This is a genomic window from Bacillus sp. FSL K6-1005, from assembly GCF_038000225.1.
Lineage (GTDB): Bacteria > Bacillota > Bacilli > Bacillales > Bacillaceae > Bacillus > Bacillus mojavensis.
Window position 1 is genome coordinate 2,139,189 of sequence record NZ_JBBOBP010000001.1, and the last position, 20,318, is coordinate 2,159,506.

At 44.3% G+C, this 20,318-nt stretch carries 24 protein-coding genes; 5 read left to right on the top strand and 19 right to left on the bottom strand.

The genetic code is table 11. The features are described from left to right. Position 1 precedes the first annotated feature (1 nt). From NST16_RS11185 to NST16_RS11230, 10 genes are all read right to left on the bottom strand, one after another. On the bottom strand, positions 2-1,492 hold the full coding sequence (locus tag NST16_RS11185) for a phage portal protein (RefSeq protein ID WP_229147951.1): 1,491 nt from the start codon (positions 1,490-1,492) through the stop codon (positions 2-4). Then, positions 1,493-2,794, bottom strand: coding sequence for a PBSX family phage terminase large subunit (locus tag NST16_RS11190; protein ID WP_340886562.1), 1,302 nt, complete (start codon positions 2,792-2,794; stop codon positions 1,493-1,495). It abuts the gene before it with no gap. Then, positions 2,791-3,582 (bottom strand): terminase small subunit, encoded by a 792-nt coding sequence (locus NST16_RS11195; protein ID WP_340886563.1) that lies wholly within the window; start codon positions 3,580-3,582, stop codon positions 2,791-2,793. Before NST16_RS11195 ends, NST16_RS11190 begins: the two co-directional genes overlap by 4 nt. 116 nt (positions 3,583-3,698) lie before the next feature. Beyond that, positions 3,699-4,208 carry a sigma-70 family RNA polymerase sigma factor gene (locus NST16_RS11200; protein ID WP_340886566.1) on the bottom strand — a complete coding sequence of 170 codons (510 nt, stop codon included), beginning with the start codon at positions 4,206-4,208 and terminating at the stop codon, positions 3,699-3,701. Between the two features lie 117 nt (positions 4,209-4,325). Beyond that, complete coding sequence (locus tag NST16_RS11205) at positions 4,326-4,532, bottom strand: XtrA/YqaO family protein (protein ID WP_010333893.1); 207 nt, start codon at positions 4,530-4,532, stop codon at positions 4,326-4,328. Then, on the bottom strand, positions 4,519-4,869 hold the full coding sequence (locus NST16_RS11210) for a phage portal protein (protein ID WP_412096247.1): 351 nt from the start codon (positions 4,867-4,869) through the stop codon (positions 4,519-4,521). The genes NST16_RS11205 and NST16_RS11210 overlap by 14 nt, the downstream gene beginning before the upstream one ends. Positions 4,870-4,962: 93 nt before the next feature. Then, positions 4,963-5,130: a hypothetical protein gene (locus NST16_RS11215; protein ID WP_168747496.1), complete on the bottom strand. Its 168-nt coding sequence runs from the start codon at positions 5,128-5,130 to the stop codon at positions 4,963-4,965. After that, positions 5,130-5,930 carry an ATP-binding protein gene (locus NST16_RS11220; protein WP_168747495.1) on the bottom strand — a complete coding sequence of 267 codons (801 nt, stop codon included), beginning with the start codon at positions 5,928-5,930 and terminating at the stop codon, positions 5,130-5,132. The genes NST16_RS11215 and NST16_RS11220 overlap by 1 nt, the downstream gene beginning before the upstream one ends. Beyond that, a complete protein-coding gene (locus tag NST16_RS11225) occupies positions 5,830-6,666 on the bottom strand; it encodes a DeoR family transcriptional regulator (protein WP_340886580.1) in 837 nt (278 codons plus the stop codon). The genes NST16_RS11220 and NST16_RS11225 overlap by 101 nt, the downstream gene beginning before the upstream one ends. Further along, complete coding sequence (locus tag NST16_RS11230) at positions 6,653-6,832, bottom strand: hypothetical protein (RefSeq protein WP_168747493.1); 180 nt, start codon at positions 6,830-6,832, stop codon at positions 6,653-6,655. The genes NST16_RS11225 and NST16_RS11230 overlap by 14 nt, the downstream gene beginning before the upstream one ends. Before the next feature lie 178 nt (positions 6,833-7,010). Here NST16_RS11230 and xre point away from each other — a divergent pair, with 178 nt between their 5' ends. Further along, positions 7,011-7,352, top strand: coding sequence for an HTH-type transcriptional regulator Xre (gene xre / locus NST16_RS11235; RefSeq protein ID WP_268446454.1), 342 nt, complete (start codon positions 7,011-7,013; stop codon positions 7,350-7,352). Between the two features lie 163 nt (positions 7,353-7,515). Continuing rightward, positions 7,516-8,112, top strand: coding sequence for an ImmA/IrrE family metallo-endopeptidase (locus tag NST16_RS11240; protein ID WP_010333884.1), 597 nt, complete (start codon positions 7,516-7,518; stop codon positions 8,110-8,112). 44 nt (positions 8,113-8,156) lie between these two features. Here NST16_RS11240 and NST16_RS11245 read toward each other — a convergent pair whose 3' ends face one another. Together NST16_RS11245 and NST16_RS11250 are read right to left on the bottom strand one after the other, a co-directional pair. Then, complete coding sequence (locus tag NST16_RS11245) at positions 8,157-8,993, bottom strand: manganese catalase family protein (RefSeq protein WP_010333883.1); 837 nt, start codon at positions 8,991-8,993, stop codon at positions 8,157-8,159. 67 nt (positions 8,994-9,060) lie between these two features. Then, the gene (locus NST16_RS11250; protein WP_286058673.1) at positions 9,061-9,672 is read right to left on the bottom strand and encodes a poly-gamma-glutamate hydrolase family protein; all 612 of its coding nucleotides are present in this window, start codon (positions 9,670-9,672) and stop codon (positions 9,061-9,063) included. Positions 9,673-10,179: 507 nt separating this feature from the next. Here NST16_RS11250 and NST16_RS11255 point away from each other — a divergent pair. Next, positions 10,180-10,407, top strand: coding sequence for a hypothetical protein (locus NST16_RS11255; protein WP_268505425.1), 228 nt, complete (start codon positions 10,180-10,182; stop codon positions 10,405-10,407). Positions 10,408-10,650: 243 nt separating this feature from the next. Here the strand turns inward: NST16_RS11255 and NST16_RS11260 are convergent, their stop codons facing one another. From NST16_RS11260 to rapA, 3 genes are all read right to left on the bottom strand, one after another. After that, on the bottom strand, positions 10,651-11,595 hold the full coding sequence (locus tag NST16_RS11260; protein WP_326226915.1) for an N-acetylmuramoyl-L-alanine amidase: 945 nt from the start codon (positions 11,593-11,595) through the stop codon (positions 10,651-10,653). 276 nt (positions 11,596-11,871) lie between these two features. Continuing rightward, a complete protein-coding gene (phrA, locus tag NST16_RS11265) occupies positions 11,872-12,006 on the bottom strand; it encodes a phosphatase RapA inhibitor PhrA (RefSeq protein ID WP_010333880.1) in 135 nt (44 codons plus the stop codon). Next, on the bottom strand, positions 11,996-13,132 hold the full coding sequence (gene rapA / locus NST16_RS11270; RefSeq protein WP_079288553.1) for a response regulator aspartate phosphatase RapA: 1,137 nt from the start codon (positions 13,130-13,132) through the stop codon (positions 11,996-11,998). Before rapA ends, phrA begins: the two co-directional genes overlap by 11 nt. Before the next feature lie 201 nt (positions 13,133-13,333). On the opposite strand from rapA, the gene NST16_RS11275 reads away from it, so the two are divergent. Both NST16_RS11275 and NST16_RS11280 read left to right on the top strand, forming a co-directional pair. After that, on the top strand, positions 13,334-13,798 hold the full coding sequence (locus NST16_RS11275; RefSeq protein WP_340886601.1) for a DinB family protein: 465 nt from the start codon (positions 13,334-13,336) through the stop codon (positions 13,796-13,798). A 341-nt stretch (positions 13,799-14,139) separates the two neighbouring features. Then, entirely contained in the window at positions 14,140-14,904 is a 765-nt protein-coding gene (locus NST16_RS11280; protein ID WP_044156273.1) for a sulfite exporter TauE/SafE family protein, read from the top strand. A gap of 37 nt (positions 14,905-14,941) precedes the next feature. Here the strand turns inward: NST16_RS11280 and NST16_RS11285 are convergent, their stop codons facing one another. From NST16_RS11285 to NST16_RS11300, 4 genes are all read right to left on the bottom strand, one after another. Continuing rightward, positions 14,942-16,435: a UxaA family hydrolase gene (locus tag NST16_RS11285; protein WP_340886605.1), complete on the bottom strand. Its 1,494-nt coding sequence runs from the start codon at positions 16,433-16,435 to the stop codon at positions 14,942-14,944. Next, positions 16,432-17,871, bottom strand: a complete 1,440-nt coding sequence (locus NST16_RS11290) for a tagaturonate reductase (RefSeq protein WP_340886608.1) — start codon at positions 17,869-17,871, stop codon at positions 16,432-16,434. Before NST16_RS11290 ends, NST16_RS11285 begins: the two co-directional genes overlap by 4 nt. Before the next feature lie 78 nt (positions 17,872-17,949). Beyond that, positions 17,950-18,951 carry a LacI family DNA-binding transcriptional regulator gene (locus tag NST16_RS11295; protein ID WP_339181019.1) on the bottom strand — a complete coding sequence of 334 codons (1,002 nt, stop codon included), beginning with the start codon at positions 18,949-18,951 and terminating at the stop codon, positions 17,950-17,952. Between the two features lie 87 nt (positions 18,952-19,038). Next, positions 19,039-20,307, bottom strand: coding sequence for an MFS transporter (locus NST16_RS11300; protein WP_340886613.1), 1,269 nt, complete (start codon positions 20,305-20,307; stop codon positions 19,039-19,041). Positions 20,308-20,318 lie beyond the last annotated feature (11 nt).

A 20,318-nucleotide genomic window follows, 5' to 3' on the forward strand; every position in this document is an offset into this window, starting at 1 on the left:
TTCAGGACGTTTTGATATCTTCGATGCTGTCCTTCAGCTCCTGCATAAGTGCTGTCAGATTCGTCTTTTCAGCATCTTGTCCGGCAGGGCGTTTGTAAACGTCCTCCGGCCACTCCTCAAGCGTTTTGCCGAGCACCCGTCCGGCAAGGTCTCGTAAATCATTTGGCGAAACGGCTCCAGCCGTAATAAAAGGACCGAGCACTTTCGCAATCTCAAGCGGATCACGAAAGTCCGGTCCTTTTAACGTCAGCCTCACATCATGAAGATTCAGCTCCGGCAAAAGCAGTGTGTTCAATTTGTTAACAAGCGTTTTCCGCTCTGGCTGAAACACCTGCTCCTCCGTAATTTTTCTCGCTGTATCAGCCGTAGCCCGGTTGTATTCCTGAGCTTCTCCCGTATAAAGCGGGGGCAGACGGAAAGCAGAGCGCAGCTTATTTCTGCTTTTTTCATCATATTCAAGAAACAAGGCGTCGTTTTGCAGGATTTCCGCAAGAGATTTGATCTCCACAGAAACAGGCGTGATATCTTCACCGCCGTGTAGATCCTTCTCCTTCGCGATGCCTTCCGCCTCAATCAGAAGAAATTTATGGGCGTTTTCCACACCTTCAAGGTCATTCATGTACGCCTGCAGCTCCCGGTAAGACGCTTCAGACAGCATCCCGTTTTCCACTGTAATCGCAGCGGGTACGTGACGCCCCTGCTTAAAGTACATAAAATTGAGCTCTTCCGCTTTCCGGGCGCCGTATAAATTGACGATATTGCCTACCCAGCGGGGCACGCCGTATACGCCGCTTCCGATTTTAAGATGGATCACTTCATTTGCTTGGTGCTTTTCAGCCAGTGTGCTGACATATTCGCCCGTGCGCATGTCCATCTTTCGAGGATCGCCGTATTCTTTGAAAAATACTTTCTTTCCATTAATCATCTGCACAAATTTCCGAAACCGTTTCTGCCTTTTGATTCTCTTCACTTTTCCGTTTTCTTCATACATAAAAGATACTTCGACAGGCTCGCCGGCCCCGCATACGCGCATATATTTCACATCCAAATATTCAATGCCGGCCGGTTTTCCCATTCCGTCGCGAAGCACTTCCATAAAGCCGTTTCCGGTTTTTTCCCTGTCTTCAATGGCATAGCCTAAAATCATTTCAGCAGATTCATCAAAGTGAAGGCATTTGTAAAAGGCTTCAAGTCTAGCCCAGTCTTTTTCCGCCTTTTTCTTTTTCTCCTGGTCGACATCCGTGGCATTGACATCAAACGTGTACTCCACATCAAAACCAAAACCAGTAATATTCACTCTGTACGCATCAATGCATTGCTGAAGAATGGTTGAGTATTCAGCAATTGTTTTGAGCTCGGTGATATTGTAGGGCGGAGCGATGATATCCTCTCCGTACAAATCAGAAAAGTCGTCTTCATAAATTTGCTTTGTCTGAGGAGCAGATGCATTGGCTTTTAAAACGGTTGCTCTGACTGTTTGATTGTGCGGCATTTATGACCTTCTCCTTTCTCGGTTCGGACGGATTCGTTTTTGCGCTGTCTCCTTCACATCTGCGACCTCATAATCATCAAGCGCATACCAAATGGCAGAAAGCGTATGCGGATCGATCGTGAATTCATCCTCAATCAGCGCACCGTTTTTATCTTTGGCATACGTCAGTGTCTTGAGCTCATAGATGACATTTTCACAGCGGTCCGAACAGAAAATTTTTTTGAAGCGTTTGACCTTTTTGGTATATTGAAGCCTGGAGCCGGGAAACTTTCTGGCTCCGACCATCCGAAAACCCTGCTGGCGGAAATATTGAATGCTTTTCGGCTCAGCGGAGTCGGCTTTGATCATTTCCTGTGTTTCAACCAATTCCCGCAGCTCCTCAGCCGTCCTGTCATCTGTCATTTTGTTTTTATAATACTCCCAATAAATGTAGAGATATTTCTTATCGGGATCGACGGCGAGACGGACAACAGCATTGTAGGATTCTTCAAAACCAAAATCCATGCCCGTGCGAAGGATTGGCTGGCTGATGGCCGCAATATGCTCTTCGATAAGGTCGTGCGGGAGCACCTCAAACTGCGGCAGCACCCTGATTCCATTAACGCCGAACCTGCCTTTTCGGGCAATTCGGTAAAGGTCTGGATCATACTCCCTCAGTCCGTCAAGCTGCCTGATATAGCTTTCCGGGAGAAAGAGGTTGTCGTTTGCCGTGGAATGATGATAATACGTATCTCCCCTGACAAGTGTCCGCTTTTCGTAAAGCTCGCTGTCATCCAGCACAAACCGCTGATTGCGTTCATCCCGAAAAAAATGCCGGTATGTCCAATTGGAGGTGCCGACGGGATTGGTGGTGCAAATCATGTGCAGCTTCAGCTCAGGGTGGCGCAGACGGCCGATTAATTCCTTAAAGCCTTCATACTTCACCTCAGAGCACTCTTCAATCCATATTAATGAAATGTTGTGAACAGATTTCAGCTTCGCCGGGTTGTCCATTCCTTTGAACATGATCCGGCTGCCGTTTTGAAACCGCAGCTGAAGCGGGGAAGAAAGTGCTGCGGCTGCCTTCGTGAGACCAAGCTCTTCAATCACCTCTTCAAATAAAGCGAAGGTCGAATCCCGGTGGGTATCGAACACCTCGCGGACGACGAGCGCCGTCCGCTTTTCCTTCAGCAGCTTTAATACGATTTTCAATGCGGTATGATAGCTTTTAGATGAGCCGTAGCCGCCGACGAGAAACTGGTACGTCTGCTCCCAATTGAACACGTAATCTTCAAAATGAGGATTGATTTCTTTTACGATCATGCCTTGTCCTCTTTTCGTTTGATCATGATTTCAATTGGCTCGCGGCCGTCATCAGTTTTATCCACTTTTTGTTTCGCGAGCTTTAACTTCTCATTTTCTATTTTTTGCTTAAATTGATCCGGAAACAAATCAAAGTATAATGACAGCTTTTCAAGTGCTTTCATCTTATCGGCAAGCTTAATGGCGATGCCTTCCTTGCCGAGCTTTGCCTCCGTGACAATGGTGCCGTCAACAAGACCGGAGTCTTTGACATCGACAAAGCTGACTTCCTTCATGATCGGGTTATCATCTTCATCAAACAGCGGTCCTGATTTCCCGACGGCCTGCACCTCTTTTTTGCCAAAGGTCACATAATCCGTGATATCGGCGAACGCGATTTTGACATATACCTGCAAAACGTCCATCGCTTCAATAAACACTTCATTCACCATTTCTTTTTTTATCCGCCTGATTTCAGCGGCAACCTTTTCATTCTTTAACAGCCGGCAGCCCGTCACATGGGCGCTATCCGGAGAATAGCCCGCCTTGATCGCTGATTGTGTCGCATTGAAGCTTTTTACGTAGTACAAGCAGAACAGCCGCTGCCGTTCATTTAATTCATCGTTTTCTATGCGGCGCTGCTTATGTCCGTTTTCAGAAAACAAGGCTTCTTTCCATCTGTCCTGTTTTTTCCAAATGCTGATTGTTTTCGCTGAAACACCGATTGTGTCTGCAATGGCCCGGTTTGTGATATTTCCCTGATGGTGCTGATAGATTGCTAATGCTTGTTTTCTTTGTTGTGTTTTCATGCTACGGCATCACCGCCACCTCCAGCATAGATTTCTATTCATAAAAGCGGTCGGTAATGCCGGCCGCTTATGTGTCATGCTCTTTTCACTTATAGGTGGCAAACGTATGACAAGCTTCAGGCAAGTGATTGGTTCATTTCCTCCTGCTGTCTCTGCATCTTTAATAGAGCCCGTTTGATTGTCGTCTGCACAGTTGATTTTTTGACGCCAAGAAGATCAGCAATGCGTTCATAAGAAAAGCATTCTACCTTATGCAGCAAAAACATTTCTTTCTCCCTATCCGTTAAAAGGGATAAAGCTTCTCGGATTCTGTCCCTGTCTTCCTCAGATACCTGTCCGTCCGGCTCAAACATCATATTGCCAGAAAATGATTCTATGATTCTTGGATCTTTGATCATCAGCCGCTGATACGCATCACGCCGGTCAATCGCCCGTCTGATGCCGGGCTGTCTTCCTTTTTCAAGCCATTCTGTTACATATTCGAGGTCTGTGATGATGTTTCTGATAATCTTTTTATCCTTCATGTCTTCAGCTGAGAGCACTGATTCATCTGCTTCAGCGAGCGGTTTATAAAGTGTTCTTGTTTGTTTTAATGTGCGTTTATATTCAAATAATAAGTCTTGCATTCTATGTTTCCTCCTCATTTGTGCAATAAAAAAAGCGGACACCAATCAACGCACAAATGCTGTGCATGTTGATCAGTGTCCGCAGGCTTTCCGTCTTGGACGTATTCTTTTTTCGCTTTAGTTTAATTTGTAGCCGATTTCAAATTCTACTCGGGCAAGGTCTCCCTTTCTCGTTTCAACAAGCGTTTTCCCGTGCTCTGGAGCTTCTGTGATCCAGGCTTCATGCTTTATGCCGTCAACTATAATAACGCGGATTTTCCCATCCTCAAGCTGGCTGTCGAGCGTGATGGAATCAATATTTACGAGCTTTTTAGGGTTGATCATATGTCTTTTCCTTCCTTTCGGGTTCAGCGCTTTTGTTAGCTTTTTCTAATACCTTTATGATGTGCTCCTTGGAATGGGCGGAGTTCCCGTTCAGAAAATCCAGCGCCGCTTTAGCCGCTTCCTTCAGCTCAGGTGCGGCTGCCATCAAGTTGGCATTGCTTATTTGCGAAAAAGAGCTGAGGTCAAATACAGCGGCGATCAGCCGGCCGTTTGAATAAGGGAATCTCTCTTTTTCTTCTTCACTGTAAGCAGAATAGATATAAATTGGCTTCGTATCTCCGCTTGCGACAGCACGCCATGGCGCAGGACTCATTTCAAATTGTTTTGTTTCTTGCATCTGCTTCACTTCCCGTCATCCTTGTACCATTGTTCGATGTTTTTTTCTGTTCGCTTCGCCCGAAACAGCAAAGCGAAAAGAGCAGCCAGCTGTTTAATCACGGGCATTCAGCCCCGCTTTTCCGGCTGTCAGCATTTGTTCCAGCCTTTGAATAACCGGCGTTAAATCATTGCCGGACCGGCAGTTCGGACATGGATGAAAAACCGCTCCGATCCCGGTATGTTCAACAATTACTTTCTTTGCATGACAGAGCTTGCACATTATCTGATGCCCTCCAATCTATGATTCAGGTCATACGCTGTTCCTTTAATAATCACTAAATAATCACTGCACATTTCATAGATTCTCGTGCCGATCGCTTCATCAACCCGGACAAGCGTTTCAATCGTAAGCTCGCTTGAAAGCAGAATCGGTTTATGATTTAAGTAGCGGTAGTTCAAAACGGAATACATTTGTTCCAGCTGCCAATCAGTGGCGCGCGGTTTGCCGTTTACCGGTTTAAAGAGATCATCAATGAACAGCACGTCTGCCTGCTTTATCCGGTTCAGCTTAGCTTCCAAAAGATCAAAATCATTTTTTAAATCAGTAAAGCCTTCGACGAACGGAAAATAAATGACCGGCACATGGCGCTTTCTCATCAAGTCATTAGCCGCAGCAGTAAGAAGGTGTGTTTTCCCGGAACCGGGCTGACCCAAAAGGGCGATGCTGTTTTTCCGGCTGTCCTTGATGTGTTCATAATCCGCCACAAACTCTTTGGCGCATTCAAACGCGTCCTTGACGGCCTGTGGCTTCCCTTGGGTGCGGAATTCATGAAAGCCAAGCTGTCTGAAGGCAGGGGTAATTTCACTGGCGCCCAGCAGCCGTTTCACTTTTCGTTCTGCCATACAGCTGCACATTGTCCATACTTCCAGACCGTCTTGCCGGCTGAGATATCCCCCCTGATCCTTGCATCTCTGGCAATCATACCGGCTTGCGTCTGATTCGGCCGGTTTGTCCGCCAGTAATGGACGTCTCCCTTTTCTCAGCTCGTCTAAAATCTGCTCGATTGTATGTTTTGTCATTACTTTCATTCCTCTCATGTTGTTTTGCGGCGGTCTTTTTGGCTTGCTGCGCGAAAAATCGGTCTTCGATGAATTTCGAACAGTAGCGAAAGGCCTTTATCGTTTCAGAAGCAGCGGTTCGCCGGTTTTCAAAAGCTTGAAAACATTCCTCAAGCCATTTGATTGTTTGCGTTACAGGAACGCCGATGGCGACAATACGGGCGATGGCTTGATAATCTCTGGAGGAAGGATACACGGTGCGTCCTTCTTGAGCCGACCGTAATTGTGTAAACCGCTTCGCTATGTGATCCACTGCATCATCAGCAGCAGTATATGTTTTTGTTTTATCTATATTAGAGCGGTCTTCTTTGTCCAGTGCCAGCGGCGAAAATGACCGCTCTTTATCGCTGCGTTGTTCCGTTTTGTCCGATCTGAAGCTGAATTTTTTGGAATGCTTTACAGAGATCATGAGTCCGTATGGCGCGCGGGCAGCCTTTATGTATCCATGGCTTTCAAGAAGCTCCAGCCATCTTCTGACTGTTTTTTCACTAACATTGAATAAGGCTGCCATCTCTTTCGCTTTTAACGGCTTATGGCCGAGCACAATTCCCCAGTTCACGCCGTCCTTTTCAATTTCTTTTGTCGTTGAGCTGATAAACCAGAGAAACAGCCACAGAGCCGATCCTATTTTGTCATAATGTTCTGAATTCAACAGCCCTGAATACATCGGAAAAGGATAGCTTTTATCGTTTTTCATTGCGTTTCACCTCTTCTTTTAACAGCAAGTACGCTTGAAATTGTTCTCGATTTTCAAAATGGAATACCGGAAGGCCGCATGCCGTAAAAGAAATGGAGCCGCCGGATTGTCCGAGATGGCGCTGATCTATCGGATTTTCACTAAAAACGATTTGAATCGGATGCATGTGATCACTCTCCCGATTTGTTTTTGATACAATTCGTATCAACTGTTACCAAGTATAAACGATACATTCTGTATCATCAAGTTATTTTTGATACTTTTTTTATCATAACTTTATTTTGATACAGATTGTATCTATAATCGTAAGTAACTTAGGGAGTTAAAAAAAGAGAGGTCATAGTATGATAGGCAGCAGATTGAAGAGTCTCAGAGGGAAAAGGACACAGGAAGAAATCGCATCTCACATCGGTGTATCGCGCGCACGCTATTCTCATTATGAAAATGGGCGAAGCGAACCTGATTACGACACACTGCAAAAGCTGGCTGATTACTTCCAAGTGACAACCGATTACTTATTAACAGGAAAAGAAAAAAAATCTGATGATGATATGTTTTCTGATCCGGACTTGCAGCTCGCATACCGGGATATGCAGGATTTTTCCCCGGAAAGCAAGCAGCAGGCCATTGAATTTATCAACTATTTAAAAGAAAAAGAAAAGAACCGGAAACCGAAAAACAAATAAATATTTTTTCTGTTCTCTAAAACATATAAAAAGTAGACCGATATAAAGAAAAAAGTGTTTATTTTTTAAAGAAAAGGGAAAGATTTCAACACACTTTTTTAGTCCTAAACGGGCTTTTCTTTCTCGCTATAAACAGAACGTATGTTCGAAAGGGAGTATTCAATTGGGCGATTACTTATCACATCTGGAGGAATACGTAAAAAATTTATACAGCCGGCTGGGCATCACCTCTCCCCATCACATTGACATGCTGAAAATCGCAAACGACCTTGATATTTGGGTTCATTTCGAGGAGATGGGAAGCATGATGGTAAAATACGACGGCATGTACAGTATCATATTGAACCAAAAAAAGTCCCAGGAAGAGCAATGGGAGGATTTTGGCCATGAACTGTGCCACGTATTAAAGCATGCAGGCAATCATTTTCAGATGAACAAGCTCTTCAGGGAGCTGCAGGAATTCCAGGCGAACCAATTTATGTACCACTTCTGTGTGCCAACCTTTATGCTGTTGCAGATGGAACTGCCGCAATGGAGAAGTCAGGCTCTTGCAACCATTGCGACGGTATTCCGGGTGACAAAGGACTTTGCTGAGAAAAGACTTGAAATGTTTGAACGGCGTAAAGCAGGTATTCAATTTCAGAAGAGGCTTGCTTATTTATTATCACATAAGCGGCCAAATGCGTACGAGGAAGGCGATCAGCAGCACTTGCAGGTCGCTGAAGAAAAAGCGTTGTATCAAATCGGCAAATACAGCTAATCAAAAACGGGCTGGGGACATTTGCCCTCAGCCCGGCATAGATATTAATATTTCGACATCGGAGGCATGGTATTCTGCAGCCACATTGGCGCCGGTTTAAGATGAGGCGCAGATGCGAACGCAATCGGAGCCGGGATATACCTGAACTCGCCCCGGCCATCAAAGGCTTCGCCATGAGCCCACCTTCCCTGTGAGCTTTCATCCCCTCTGGAAAAGTTAAACAGATCATAGGATACTTCCTGCTTTTCTAGCTCACGCGGAAATGTCGTGGGAACGACAATATCCCGTTCTCTTTCTTCCAGCTCTTTAATCGCTGCATACCACATATTTTGATGATAAGTATCCCTCGCAATCAAAAATGACAGCATATCTCTTACCCCGGGATCATCAGTCATGGCATAGAGCCGCGTCACCTGAAGGCGCCCCTGGGCTTCCGCATTTAAGTTTGCGCGGAAATCCGCCAGCAGATTTCCGCTTGAGATAATGTATTTTGCATTCCAAGGATAACCCTCACTATCTGATGCCATCGCACCTAAGCCGGACACAATAGCGTGCTGAGGGTTCATCCCTGACATCACTGCTGCAATAGCGGGGTTGCTTTTATAAGCATTTTCCTGTACATCAGCGGGAGCACCATCCAGAAGCCTGGAAATCATTGTAGCCAACATTTCCACATGTCCGATCTCTTCCGTCCCCACATCACATAGCAAATCTTTATACTTGGCATCTGCCCTGCAGTTAAAACCCTGAAACAAATATTGCATCATCACGCTAATTTCACCAAATTGGCCGCCCAGCACCTCTTGAAGCTTTTTCGCATAAACAGGATCCGGACGGGAAGGCTTTGCCTGATATTGAAGCTCTTTAATATGATAAAACATGAGTTCATTCCTCCCTACGCATTCACACATTCACAGCGTATGAAGGAATAGGCAGTTATTGCAGGTCCTACTTGCTATTTCCATAAAAACCAAGCTTAACGGCATTCACATATTGAGAAAAAAGCTTGTTTTCTATGTACCGTCCTTTACGGCAGCCAAAATTGTGAAATAACGCGCTCCGCTGCGCCGTACTCAGTTCCAGCTGCAATCCCATCTCCCTTTTTGTCCGATTGACGATGTTTTGCGGATGGACACCTGCCAGCCGGTCTTTTACATTGACCAGTTCCGCACTGAACCCCGCCTCATTCAGCAACTCACAAATAGCTGCTGCTTTTCTCCGATCCGCGCCTCCGACCAATGTATGCGGCTTTTTCAGATCACGGTAGCCGTGAAAGGCCAGTGCGAATCGGTGGGCGTTTACTTTTTCTAAGGCAAGCGGTTCATCAAAACGAGTGCTTGTCAGGTGAAGCGAACGGTTATTGCGCTGCTTCAATCCTTCAAAAATATAAATGGAACATTGATCAGCAAATGCCCGCACCAGTTCGCTGACGCCCGGCTCAATTCTTCCGCCGTGAGGACCAAGAACAATATGCTCGCTCCCGCTGTTCTCTTCATATATAATCCGGTACTCCGATTCAGACGCAGAAAGGGATAAAAAACTGTCATACATATCTTTCATGCTAAGCGCTCTCCTTTATCAGTCAGCACCAGTTTACGCTACTCATCTATGAATGAAAACCTTTTTATCGTATTTACATTTCAGGAGATAGATAAAGGGTTTATTGGTAGATTGACTCTACAGCTGAGGCGAAAGAAAAGTTAGCTCTTCTTTTACTAGAGAGGAAAAAATGCGGCGTTTACATTGGAGTGTGATTCTGACACACGTCTTATACGGTCGATCAACAGGTGGATTACTCGGCAAAAAACAATCGTACACAAGCATATCAAGTTACAAGGCGGAAAACATGTTTACTCACACGAGGCTAAACTATTATTACGTTTATTCAGCAGACTTTCTATTTTATGTCTTCATGCTTGCCAAATCTTTCAACAAGCTGGCACGCTATCTATTATTATCAGTTTGTTTTTTAAAACAGCCTTTTTTTGTCGACGAATACATATGACCATACCATCTCTTTTTGAATTCATATAATAAAACTGATCAAACATTAAAGGAGGAGTAAGCATGGGTTATTATAAAAAATATAAAGAAGAGTATTACACTTACAAAAAGAAATATTATAAGAAGTATTATGACCATGATAAAAAGTATTATGATGATCATGAGAAAGATTACGATTGCGACAAAAAGTGCTATGACCATGATAAAAAATATTATGACCATGGCAAAAAGTGTTATGATCATGACAAGCATGACTATGACTACAAAGTAGAATATAAAAAGTATTACTAAACCTTTACCTTTCTATTTCTTTTCCCCGGTGATCACCGGGTCTTTTTATTTTCTATTTTATTGCTTGAAGGTTTTGCTTTTTTAGATTTCTTATTAACTTCATGCCTTGCAAATTGTTAATAACTCTTAACATCCTTTTGTGGCGCGGCGCTCTCCTGCTGTGCCAAATCAAAAGCTTCTCGCTGCCGTTTGTATGTAAGGGAAAAAAGGAAGCTCTATTCAATTGAAGCTTCCTTTTTTTCATTATAGTTTTTGTTCCATTTTGGCTTTCGTTTTCGGACCGTAAATGCCGTCTGCCGTTAATCCGCTGACAGATTGAAAGCGCTTGACAGCATTTGCTGTTTTTGGCCCATATACACCGTCCACCCCATGATTCTTCGCCCCTTTATCAGGATAAAAATATAGAGCTGCCAGTGCAGTTTGCACCTGCTTTACTTTTGTGCCTTTTGTCAGCGGGCTCGTTACTTTGATTATCCCGGATGGCAGCGGGTATGAGGATGGGGCATGGCTTTTAGAAGAAGCGGTCCCGGAAAGCTTGATCTCCTGTCCGACTTTAATGAGATTTGGATCAGTAATGTGATTGAAGCTTTGCAGTGTTTTCACACTCACACCATGTGATGCTGCAATGCCGGACAGCGTATCTCCTTTTTTTACATAATACACTTGCGCAGAAGATGAAGCTTTTTTCGCTGATACGCCACCGTTTAATTCCTTTTCAATTGCCGCCTTGACTTGCTCCCAGCGCCCCTCTGATAAAATGCGGTGCGGACAGTATTTACCGTTCCAGTCTTGGTGCTTTCTGACACGGTCAATTCCCCAGCCCCGCTCCTTCAAAAGCTGTGCCACAAAAGAGATCGCCAATGCCTCGGCTGCCTCGTACTTTGGGCCTCCCGATTTACTGTAGCAAATTTCTACGCCGATCGACTTGCGATTGCCTGTACCGTTTGTGCCGTCACCAGTATGCCAAGCGTTACGGTTAAGCGGCAGTCCTTGAATCACCTCTTTATCGTCAACCGCGAAATGAAAGCTTGTCGAGCTGGTGTTCCCGATCATGTAGCTGATTTCATTGGCAGCGGACGCGTCGTTGGCCGTGTTGTGAATGGTAATGTATTCAGCGGACATCGCATTCGGGCATTTCAGCGCGTACTTCGCCTCAGAAACCAAATTTTTCTTCACTTGAATGCTCACCTATCATCTCTCCTTTTTCTTTTTTCATTAATAGGTGGCATTCGTAGGACGTAAATATTGTGTCTTCCGTCACCTTCGCGCTTAATAATTTAGGCCCATTCAGCGACGCTACAGGCGGAGTTTTCGTCATCAAAGCGTGCTCACTGAAGAGGCGCCCGAAATATCGGACAAGCTGATCAATTGGTGTCCAGCGGGTCCTCTAAAGCTGGCCATTAAGGAATGGAAGCTAAAATAAAAAAGACCCTTCCGCAACCGGAGGGGTTTTTTTCGTTATCATCATGTTTGATTGCGTGCCGCAATATGAAATGTTTTTCCCTCTGTATCCGCTGTTTCTCCTGCATGGACCATCTCCTGAGTAAAGCTGAACACGACCGCAACGATTAACAAACCTGACATCCATTTAGATTTCATATAAACAATCTCCTCTCTGGATTTGTTTTTGTGCGTGCACCATTTTCTCATAAAAGGAAAGTGCTTTTTCAGGCTGTCCGTTTTCTATATAGAATTGGGCAGCATCATGCGCCAGCTCTTCAATGTAAGGATACAGCATATGTTCTTCGAGAAATTGAAAGGTGTGTGAGACTGATTCTGTGTCAATGTTTTTTCCGTATAACGCATGTAAAAATTGAAAAAGCTCCACGAATAATTCATCGCTATACTGACGGGCGATTTCCAATCCTTCACGATATTGCTTTTGCGCCTCGGCATCATTTTTTTGTTTATACAGAACTTGTGTTAATGAGTAGATAGAATGCGGAAGATTATCGAACTTTTCCGACTTGCAAATAGAAACAGATTTCTCAAAGTATTCGGCTGCCTTTTGCAGTTCACCCATTTTCTCGTAACAGTTTCCGAGATTGTAAAGGGCCGAACTGATCAGGCGGGGATTGCCTTCTTTCTTTGCAAGATCTAAAGCCAGTTCTAAATGGGGCAATGCTCTTTCTGGATACTGCATATCATCATAATTACCTGCAATAACGAATTCACATTGGATTCTGCGGACAGTGTACGTTTCATACATCTGATACGTTTCTAACGCCTGAACGGCATAGCTCATAGAGACATACGTCTGCTTTAAATTGTAAAAGATCTCAGCCATTTTAAAAGCAAATTCAGCTTTTTCAATGTCGTCTGACACAAGGGCAAGGTTCTTTTCTGCCCTCTTATAGTACATCATGGCACTGACAAACATTTTCTGCTTAAATTCATACATCCCGCGAAAAAAGTTAAAATAGTACTCGAGCAGTCCTGTCAGCTTGTACTGATTCCCTTCGATGTCTTCTAATAATTCTGAAAACTCTAGCTGTGAGGTGTCCTCTCCAAAAGGCTTAATGTAATCCAGCATAACACGGTGCCTAAATTCCATTAGAGAATAATACAGCAGCAAATCTTGATCTTCTTCCATATCCTCGATTTCTCTTTCTACTTCGAGCTTGACCCGTTCTGCTTCAGCTACGTGAAACTGCCGGATATGGGTATACCATTCATTAATTTTAAGCCCGACATAAGAGGACGGAATAGTCTGCTTCATCCTCAATTAATCCCCCCTTTTATATACCCGAGATATGTCATATTTTATCATATTTACAAGAAAAAGAAGAACGCAAAAAGACCGCAATTGTCGAATTTCGGCTAACCGCAAGAATAACAATCAATTCTTAGCATATTGCTTGTTAATTTATGCCCATTGATATAGGATTTCATTGCACCATTTATTTTGAATATGGAGGAGATTCTATTGACCCAATCCACTCAAATTGTGAGTCACTTTTTGTCACATCGCAATGTGACGATTGAGCTGACAGAAAAAGTCAGCAAAGACCATTACAGCTACAAACCGACGGAAACATCAATGTCAGCAGAAGAGCTGGTCAAGCACATCCTGACGTCTTTCTATCTGTTCGCAAATGTCATTAAAGAAGGCAATGCCTCACCTTTTCAAAACCAGCAGGAAGAAACGGAAACGGATCTCAATGTTTTGGCTAAAACGTATACAGAAAAAACGGCTGCCATCCTTGAACAGCTGACTGAGGAACACCTTAACAGAGAAATTGATTTGACAGCTGCTTTCGGAAGAAAAGTCACTGGAAGCGCATTGCTTCAGCTTGCGCTGGAGCATGAAATTCACCATAAAGGCAACCTGTTTGTTTATGTAAGAGAAATGGGCCATACGGAGCTGCCGTTTTATCAGCAGCGTATGTAACCTAAAAAAAGATACCTGACCTAAAGGTATCTTTTTTTATTGCCTTCGTTTCCTACCGCATCCAATACACACCTCGATTCCCAGTGACAGCCGGTATTGGCACATAGCTGGCTGAATGGTTGACCTAATTCAACCAAATACCGACCCGAATGACCTGTTTTAACCGGTCAAACTTACTCCCATCTCGTCCTGACACTCATTATGGGGCAAATGAATAAAGATATTGAGCATACAAAAATCAAAGAAGCATCCGTACAAATATTCAAAAAATTTAATTGATTAAAGCGACCTAATCATATATAATCTGATAAAAATAGTCGGGTTTTCAGGAGGCCTTTATCATGAGTGTTAGCATCATTTTGATGGGTTTGTTAGTCGGTGTCTTAGTCGGATTGACAGGTGTAGGCGGAGCTGCGCTTTTAACTCCTCTTTTAATAGTGCTTGGAATCAATCCTTCCATAGCGGTCGGCACGGACCTTGTCTATAACTCAATCACCAAGCTGTTTGGCGTTGCGTCCCATTGGCGGCAGAAAACAATCAATTTTAAATTGGTAAAATACTTAGCCATCGGCAGTATTCCGAGTGCTTCTATAGCCATTGGCATACTTCATTTGTTCCCCGCCTTCCACCAGCATCAGGAAGAGATTATTAAACACGCTCTTGGTTATGTTCTGACCCTAGTTGCCATTTCGATCATCGTCCGCCTGTTTCTAGACAAAAAACTTCGCCCGAACCGCTGGCAGCTGATGCCGCTAGAAGATAAGCGTATGCTTACGATTCTAATCGGTGTCGTGTTTGGATTTATCGTCGGCTTAACATCGATCGGTTCCGGCTCGTTGTTTGCGATTGCTATGCTGTACTTATTTAAAATGAAAACATCCGACATTGTCGGAACCGATATTGCGCATGCTTTTCTGCTCGTTACTGCGGCAGGTATTTTAAACGCAAGCTTCGGGAGCGTTGATTATTTGTTAGCGGCCAATTTGCTTATCGGTTCCATTCCGGGGGTGCTGGTTGGCAGTCATCTCTCACCTAGATTTTCACCCCGTCCACTGCAATTTATTATGGCATCCATTATCTTAATCAGCGGACTAAAGCTGATTTAATCAAGAAAGGCTATCCTTTACAGGATAGCCTTTCTTGTTATAGCGTCACACCCGATTTAAAAATAGCAAGCTCTCTGAAGTCATTTTTTTCGTGATTCACAAGCTCTCCGCTTGCAACCTTCGTGATATAATCGATAAACTCTCGAAGCACAAATACCTCATGAACATCATCCTCTGCTAAGAGACCTGCGTTAAAATCAATCCAGTGCGGCTTCGTCTCGTACAGCTGTGTATTCGTCGCCACCTTTACCGTTGGAACAAAAGTGCCGAACGGCGTGCCTCGCCCCGTCGTAAACAGGACAATGTGGCAGCCCGCCGCAGCCAATGCGGAGGAGGCGATTAAATCATTGCCTGGCGCGCTCAAAAGCGTCAGTCCGTTTGTCTTAAGCACTTCTCCGTATTTTAATACATCTGAGACAGGAGAAATCCCCGCTTTTTGCGTGCAGCCCAGCGATTTATCCTCAAGGGTGGAAATGCCGCCTGCTTTGTTGCCTGGCGAAGGGTTTTCGTACACCGGCTGATCATGCTGTATAAAATATTGTTTAAAATCATTAATTAAATCGACAATCTTATGGAATACCTCTTCATTGGCAGCCCGCTGCATCAGCAGCGTTTCCGCACCGAACATCTCCGGTACCTCCGTCAGAACCGTGCTGCCCCCTTGCGCGATGATATAATCAGAAAACCGTCCGAGCAATGGGTTCGCTGTGATGCCGGAAAAACCGTCAGATCCCCCGCATTTCAACCCTATTTTCAGTTCAGAAAGCGGGATGTCTTCCCGTTTATCCCCTTTGGCTGCTTTATGGATGTCCTTCAGCAATGCGACACCTGCCTCCATTTCGTCTGTCACCGACTGGGATTCGAGAAACTTCACCCGATCCTTGTTGACATCCTGAAGTGCTTTTTCCATGGCTGCCAGCTCGTTATTTTCACAGCCGAGCCCCAGCACCAAGACACCGCCGGCATTTGGATGGCGAATGGCGTTCAGCAGGATTTGCCTAGTATTTTCATGATCATCGCCAAGCTGTGAGCATCCGTATTGATGTTTTAACACTAATACATTGTCAAACGGGGCAATATCCCCCGTTTCTCTGACAAACCGCTGAAGCATTTTTTCGGCAATTCCATTGACACAGCCGACGGTTGGCACGATCCATAATTCATTGCGAACACCGGCATTTCCGTTTTCTCTTCTATATCCTTTAAATGTCCGGTTCTCATGCGTGTATGGATTTTGTTCAAATTTCGGTGTATAACTGTACGTTTGGATATCAGATAAGTTTGTTTTTGTATTATGAACATGAATATGCTCTCCAATAAAAATATCTTTTAACGCATGCCCGATCGGAAACCCGTATTTGATTATGCTGTCATTTTCCTTTATATGCTGCAATGCAATCTTATGCCCTCTTTTAATATCATCTTTTACTTCAATCATCACGCCGCCCGCATCCAGCCGCTCTCCCTTCTGAATATCACGCAAAGCAAGCAAAACATTATCCTGTCTATGAATCTTTATAAATGATTTCACAGCACTCTCCCCCTTTGCAGACAGCATTGTTCAAGAGCCCGCTCCATTCCCAGTTCATGAATATGATTCAAGTACTCAGCGACTCTCTCAGTCAGCTTCGGAATCTCATTCAGATTTGCTCCCCACAGCCATTGTTCTCCTAATAAGGCTGAAGCGATACGGAGCATATCTCCGGTCTCCTGATTCCAAACCTCTTGGAAAAATCGAAGAACAGCCGGGTCATCCTGCATTTCCCTATTCCGATAACTATACAGAAGCGCGCTGAATGAAAACACTAAACGTGCAGGAAGCTGTTCCTTCTGTTCAACAAATTCCTGAAGGGTCGGCAGGTTTCTCGTTTTGAATTTTGACACTGAATTCAGTGCGATGCTTTCTACATAATGTTTGATGTACGGGTTTTTAAAGCGATTCAGCACATCCTCCGCATATGGAGTAAGCCCTTCCATTTTCAAAACAGGAAGTATTTCATCATGAATCAGTTCCTCAACAAAGCGCCCCACTGCCGGATGTTCAACTGAATCACGCACCGTTTTCAAACCGTATAAAGAAGCCACTGGCGTCATTGCCGTATGCGCGCCATTTAAAATTCTCACTTTTTTCGTCCGATATGGGGTCAGATCGCTGACAACCTTTGTATGGAGACCGGCTGCCGCAAAGGGCAATTCTTCTTCAATCCAATTCGGCCCTTCAATCACCCATAAATAATACTGTTCTCCCACAACAATCAGTTCATCTTGATAGCCTAATTCCGCAGTGATCTCATCAATGCTGTCTACAGGATAACCGGGAACAATGCGGTCTACTAAACTATGACAAAACGTGTTGGCGTTCTGAATCCATTGCGTAAACCCCTCTTCCAGCTCCCATAGATCAGCATAATGCAGAACCGCTTCCTTTAGCTTTTGTCCGTTATTTTCAATCAGCTCACATGGAATCAAGACACACCCTTTTGTCTCGTCTCCAGCAAAAGCCTGGTAGCGAAAGTACAGAAAAGCTGTTAATTTCCCTGGAAATGTTTTTTGCGGCCTATCCTCTAAGCGGTCTTCTTTCTCACAAACAATACCAGCTTCGGTCGTATTAGAAATGATAAAACGCAGCTCTTCGCTTGAAGCCAGCTTTTTGAACTCGTCATAGTCGGAAAACAGATCAATCCCGCGGCTGATTGAATTGATAATCGTCTTTTCGTTTACCGCTTCCCCATCCTTCATTCCCTGTAAAAAAAGAGTATACAAGCCATCCTGGTCATTTAATCTATTGATTTTCTCTGAGCCTCTCGGCTGTACAACTGCGACACTTCCATTGAAATCAGTATGCCGATTCAATTGTTCAATTTGCCAATCGACAAACGCCCGCAGAAAATTCCCTTCCCCAAATTGGAGAATCCTTTCTGGATACTGTGTATAGCCTTCGTACAATTTTTTATTCAGCTTTTGCACCGTCATTGCCTCCCTTTCAGATTTATGCACACGTTAACATTTTTCTGTATAAAGAATGCCCGCTGGAAAAACGGGGCATCATGTCGTGACATTTTTTACAGAGTCACGCACCATAAACTCTGTGTTTTCAAAGATTTTTTCTGCTTTTGTATCAGGTGTGCTGATCAGCGCCAATAATTTTTTTGCACCGAGCACGCTGATTTTCTCGACAGGACGTTTCACTGTAGAAAGCCTTGGCGTAATATATTGCGAAAAACCAATATCATCAAATCCGATGACAGATATATCATCAGGCACGCGCATCCCCTTGGCAAATATGGCATTCATTGCTCCGATCGCCATGTCATCATTCGAACAAAAGACAGCGGTTGGAATGTTCGGAAGCGCCAGCAAACGTTCCATCGCCTGAAAGCCGCTCTCCATATCGTATTGCCCTTTTACACTGTATTCATGTTTAATCGGGATATGATGGCGAATCAGCGCCGCTAAGTAGCCTTCCTTTCGCTGCTGAGAGGATTTAAATCCTTCGATTCCCTCAATGATTGCGATGTCTTGATGTCCGTTTTTAATCAAGTATTCTACAGCTTCCTGAGAACCTTCCTTGTCATTGGACAATATGTTGGTAATGCCCCTGTCATCGATATCCCGGTTCAGCACGACGAGCGGGATCTTTTTTTCCTGAATATGATAAATAAAAGAATTATCAATATCACTTTGACTCATTAAAATAATGCCGTCATATCTCATTGGTGTTACAGAATCATAGCTTTTCAAATCATCAATGCCGCGCACATACAGATTGTACTCCTCGCTGATCGCCTGGTTTACGCCTTTTATGGTATCAGCGAAAAAACTGTGTGAGGTTCCGTTTGTGATGCTTGTAAAGAAAAGCCCGATCGTATGGGATTTTTGCATTGCAAGGCTTTTCGCATTCACATTCGGTGTATAGTTGAGCTGGGATGCAAGCTCCAATATTTTTTTCTTCGTGTGTTCTTTAATATAAGGGCTGTTATTGAGTGCTCTGGAAACGGTTGTATGGGATACGTTTGCAAGTTTTGCGATATCTTTAATGGTTACCATCTATTTCCCTTCCTTATCATACCGGCTGCGATTAGTTATTACATATTGTATCATCAAACACACCGCCTCTCCCACCATATTTCCAGATTAATAAGAAACCGTATCATCAGCATGCGTTCCGGCAGTGCTGCTGATGATCGGCCGCACAAAACGGATGACAGCCAGCGAAGCGAATACGGCCAGCCCTCCGGCAAGTAAAAATGCGCCAGAAAAAGTACCTGTCCGGTCAACAATAAAGCCAGTCAAAGCGGGACCGATGATGCCTGCGGTGTTGGCGAGAAAATGCATAAATCCGCCAACAGAACCGACATTCTTTTGATCGACTACATCCTGAATAACAGCCCAGTAGATCGCACCCGTCAAATATAAAAAGAAGACGGACAGAGCCACGAGCGTAACAGCGCTTACAGTTGTGGTGACAAGCCCAGCCAAACCAATCAATACCGCGGAAGAAAACAAACACGTGACAAGCACGACTTTACGCGAAAACAGCACGCCTTTCCGGACTGTTTTTTTGTATACATAATCAGAAATAAAGCCCCCGGCTGCCAGGCCGATAAATCCTAAAATCCACGGAATGACTGTAATGACACTCATTGACCCAACACTTAATCCCCGCTCCTCGACAAGATAGCTCGGAAACCACGTCAAAAAGAAGAAAAGGATGTAGTTGTAAGCGAAAAAAGCAAACGCCGTGAACAGAACTGTTTTTTGTTTCAGATAAAAGGTCAGCGGAATTTTTTCCTCGGAAGCGGCTTCTACTTTCATCGCAGGTGCATTGCCCATTGGCTCAGCCGGCTTTTCTTTTACGAATTTTAACCAGAGCAATGCCCAAATCAATCCGATGATCATGATCAGAACGAAGGAAACCTTCCAGCTGAATACAACGGCGATCATGCCGACAATTGGGCCGGAAATGGCTCCGCCAAGGGGCGTTCCGCTATTTGTGACTCCGACAACAGACGCCCGCTGAGTCGGCGGGAACCAGTTATTGACCATTTTATTGATGGTCGCCGAAAGCGGCCCTTCCCCCATTCCAAACAAAATTCGTATGATCAGCAGGCTGACAAAGCCAAAAGCCAAAGCAACTGCTCCGCTGAACAACGACCAAACGACCATGGCCACAAATAAGGTCAGTTTTGCTCCATAGCGGTCAGATGCCACACCGCCAAGAAAATTGAAAACGGCATATCCAATCGAAAAACTGCTGAAAATCAAGCCCATTTGTGTAGCGGACAGTGTGAGATCATCCTGGATGAATGGAGCTGCAATGGATAATGCCGAACGGTCCAGATAGTTAATTACACCAGCCAGGAACAAAAAAAGGATGACTGGAAGCTTATCTTTTGAAAACATCTCAACCTCAC

Excerpts from the sequence above, each read along its gene's own strand:
- NST16_RS11185 (WP_229147951.1), bottom strand. The coding sequence starts at position 1,492 with ATGCCGCACAATCAAACAGTCAGAGCAACCGTTTTAAAAGCCAATGCA.
- NST16_RS11190 (WP_340886562.1), bottom strand. The coding sequence starts at position 2,794 with ATGATCGTAAAAGAAATCAATCCTCATTTTGAAGATTACGTGTTCAAT.
- NST16_RS11195 (WP_340886563.1), bottom strand. The coding sequence starts at position 3,582 with ATGAAAACACAACAAAGAAAACAAGCATTAGCAATCTATCAGCACCAT.
- NST16_RS11200 (WP_340886566.1), bottom strand. The coding sequence starts at position 4,208 with ATGCAAGACTTATTATTTGAATATAAACGCACATTAAAACAAACAAGA.
- NST16_RS11205 (WP_010333893.1), bottom strand. The coding sequence starts at position 4,532 with ATGATCAACCCTAAAAAGCTCGTAAATATTGATTCCATCACGCTCGAC.
- NST16_RS11210 (WP_412096247.1), bottom strand. The coding sequence starts at position 4,869 with ATGCAAGAAACAAAACAATTTGAAATGAGTCCTGCGCCATGGCGTGCT.
- NST16_RS11215 (WP_168747496.1), bottom strand. The coding sequence starts at position 5,130 with ATGTGCAAGCTCTGTCATGCAAAGAAAGTAATTGTTGAACATACCGGG.
- NST16_RS11220 (WP_168747495.1), bottom strand. The coding sequence starts at position 5,930 with ATGACAAAACATACAATCGAGCAGATTTTAGACGAGCTGAGAAAAGGG.
- NST16_RS11225 (WP_340886580.1), bottom strand. The coding sequence starts at position 6,666 with ATGAAAAACGATAAAAGCTATCCTTTTCCGATGTATTCAGGGCTGTTG.
- NST16_RS11230 (WP_168747493.1), bottom strand. The coding sequence starts at position 6,832 with ATGCATCCGATTCAAATCGTTTTTAGTGAAAATCCGATAGATCAGCGC.
- xre (WP_268446454.1), top strand. The coding sequence starts at position 7,011 with ATGATAGGCAGCAGATTGAAGAGTCTCAGAGGGAAAAGGACACAGGAA.
- NST16_RS11245 (WP_010333883.1), bottom strand. The coding sequence starts at position 8,993 with ATGTTTTATCATATTAAAGAGCTTCAATATCAGGCAAAGCCTTCCCGT.
- NST16_RS11250 (WP_286058673.1), bottom strand. The coding sequence starts at position 9,672 with ATGAAAGATATGTATGACAGTTTTTTATCCCTTTCTGCGTCTGAATCG.
- NST16_RS11255 (WP_268505425.1), top strand. The coding sequence starts at position 10,180 with ATGGGTTATTATAAAAAATATAAAGAAGAGTATTACACTTACAAAAAG.
- phrA (WP_010333880.1), bottom strand. The coding sequence starts at position 12,006 with ATGAAATCTAAATGGATGTCAGGTTTGTTAATCGTTGCGGTCGTGTTC.
- NST16_RS11280 (WP_044156273.1), top strand. The coding sequence starts at position 14,140 with ATGAGTGTTAGCATCATTTTGATGGGTTTGTTAGTCGGTGTCTTAGTC.
- NST16_RS11295 (WP_339181019.1), bottom strand. The coding sequence starts at position 18,951 with ATGGTAACCATTAAAGATATCGCAAAACTTGCAAACGTATCCCATACA.
- NST16_RS11300 (WP_340886613.1), bottom strand. The coding sequence starts at position 20,307 with ATGTTTTCAAAAGATAAGCTTCCAGTCATCCTTTTTTTGTTCCTGGCT.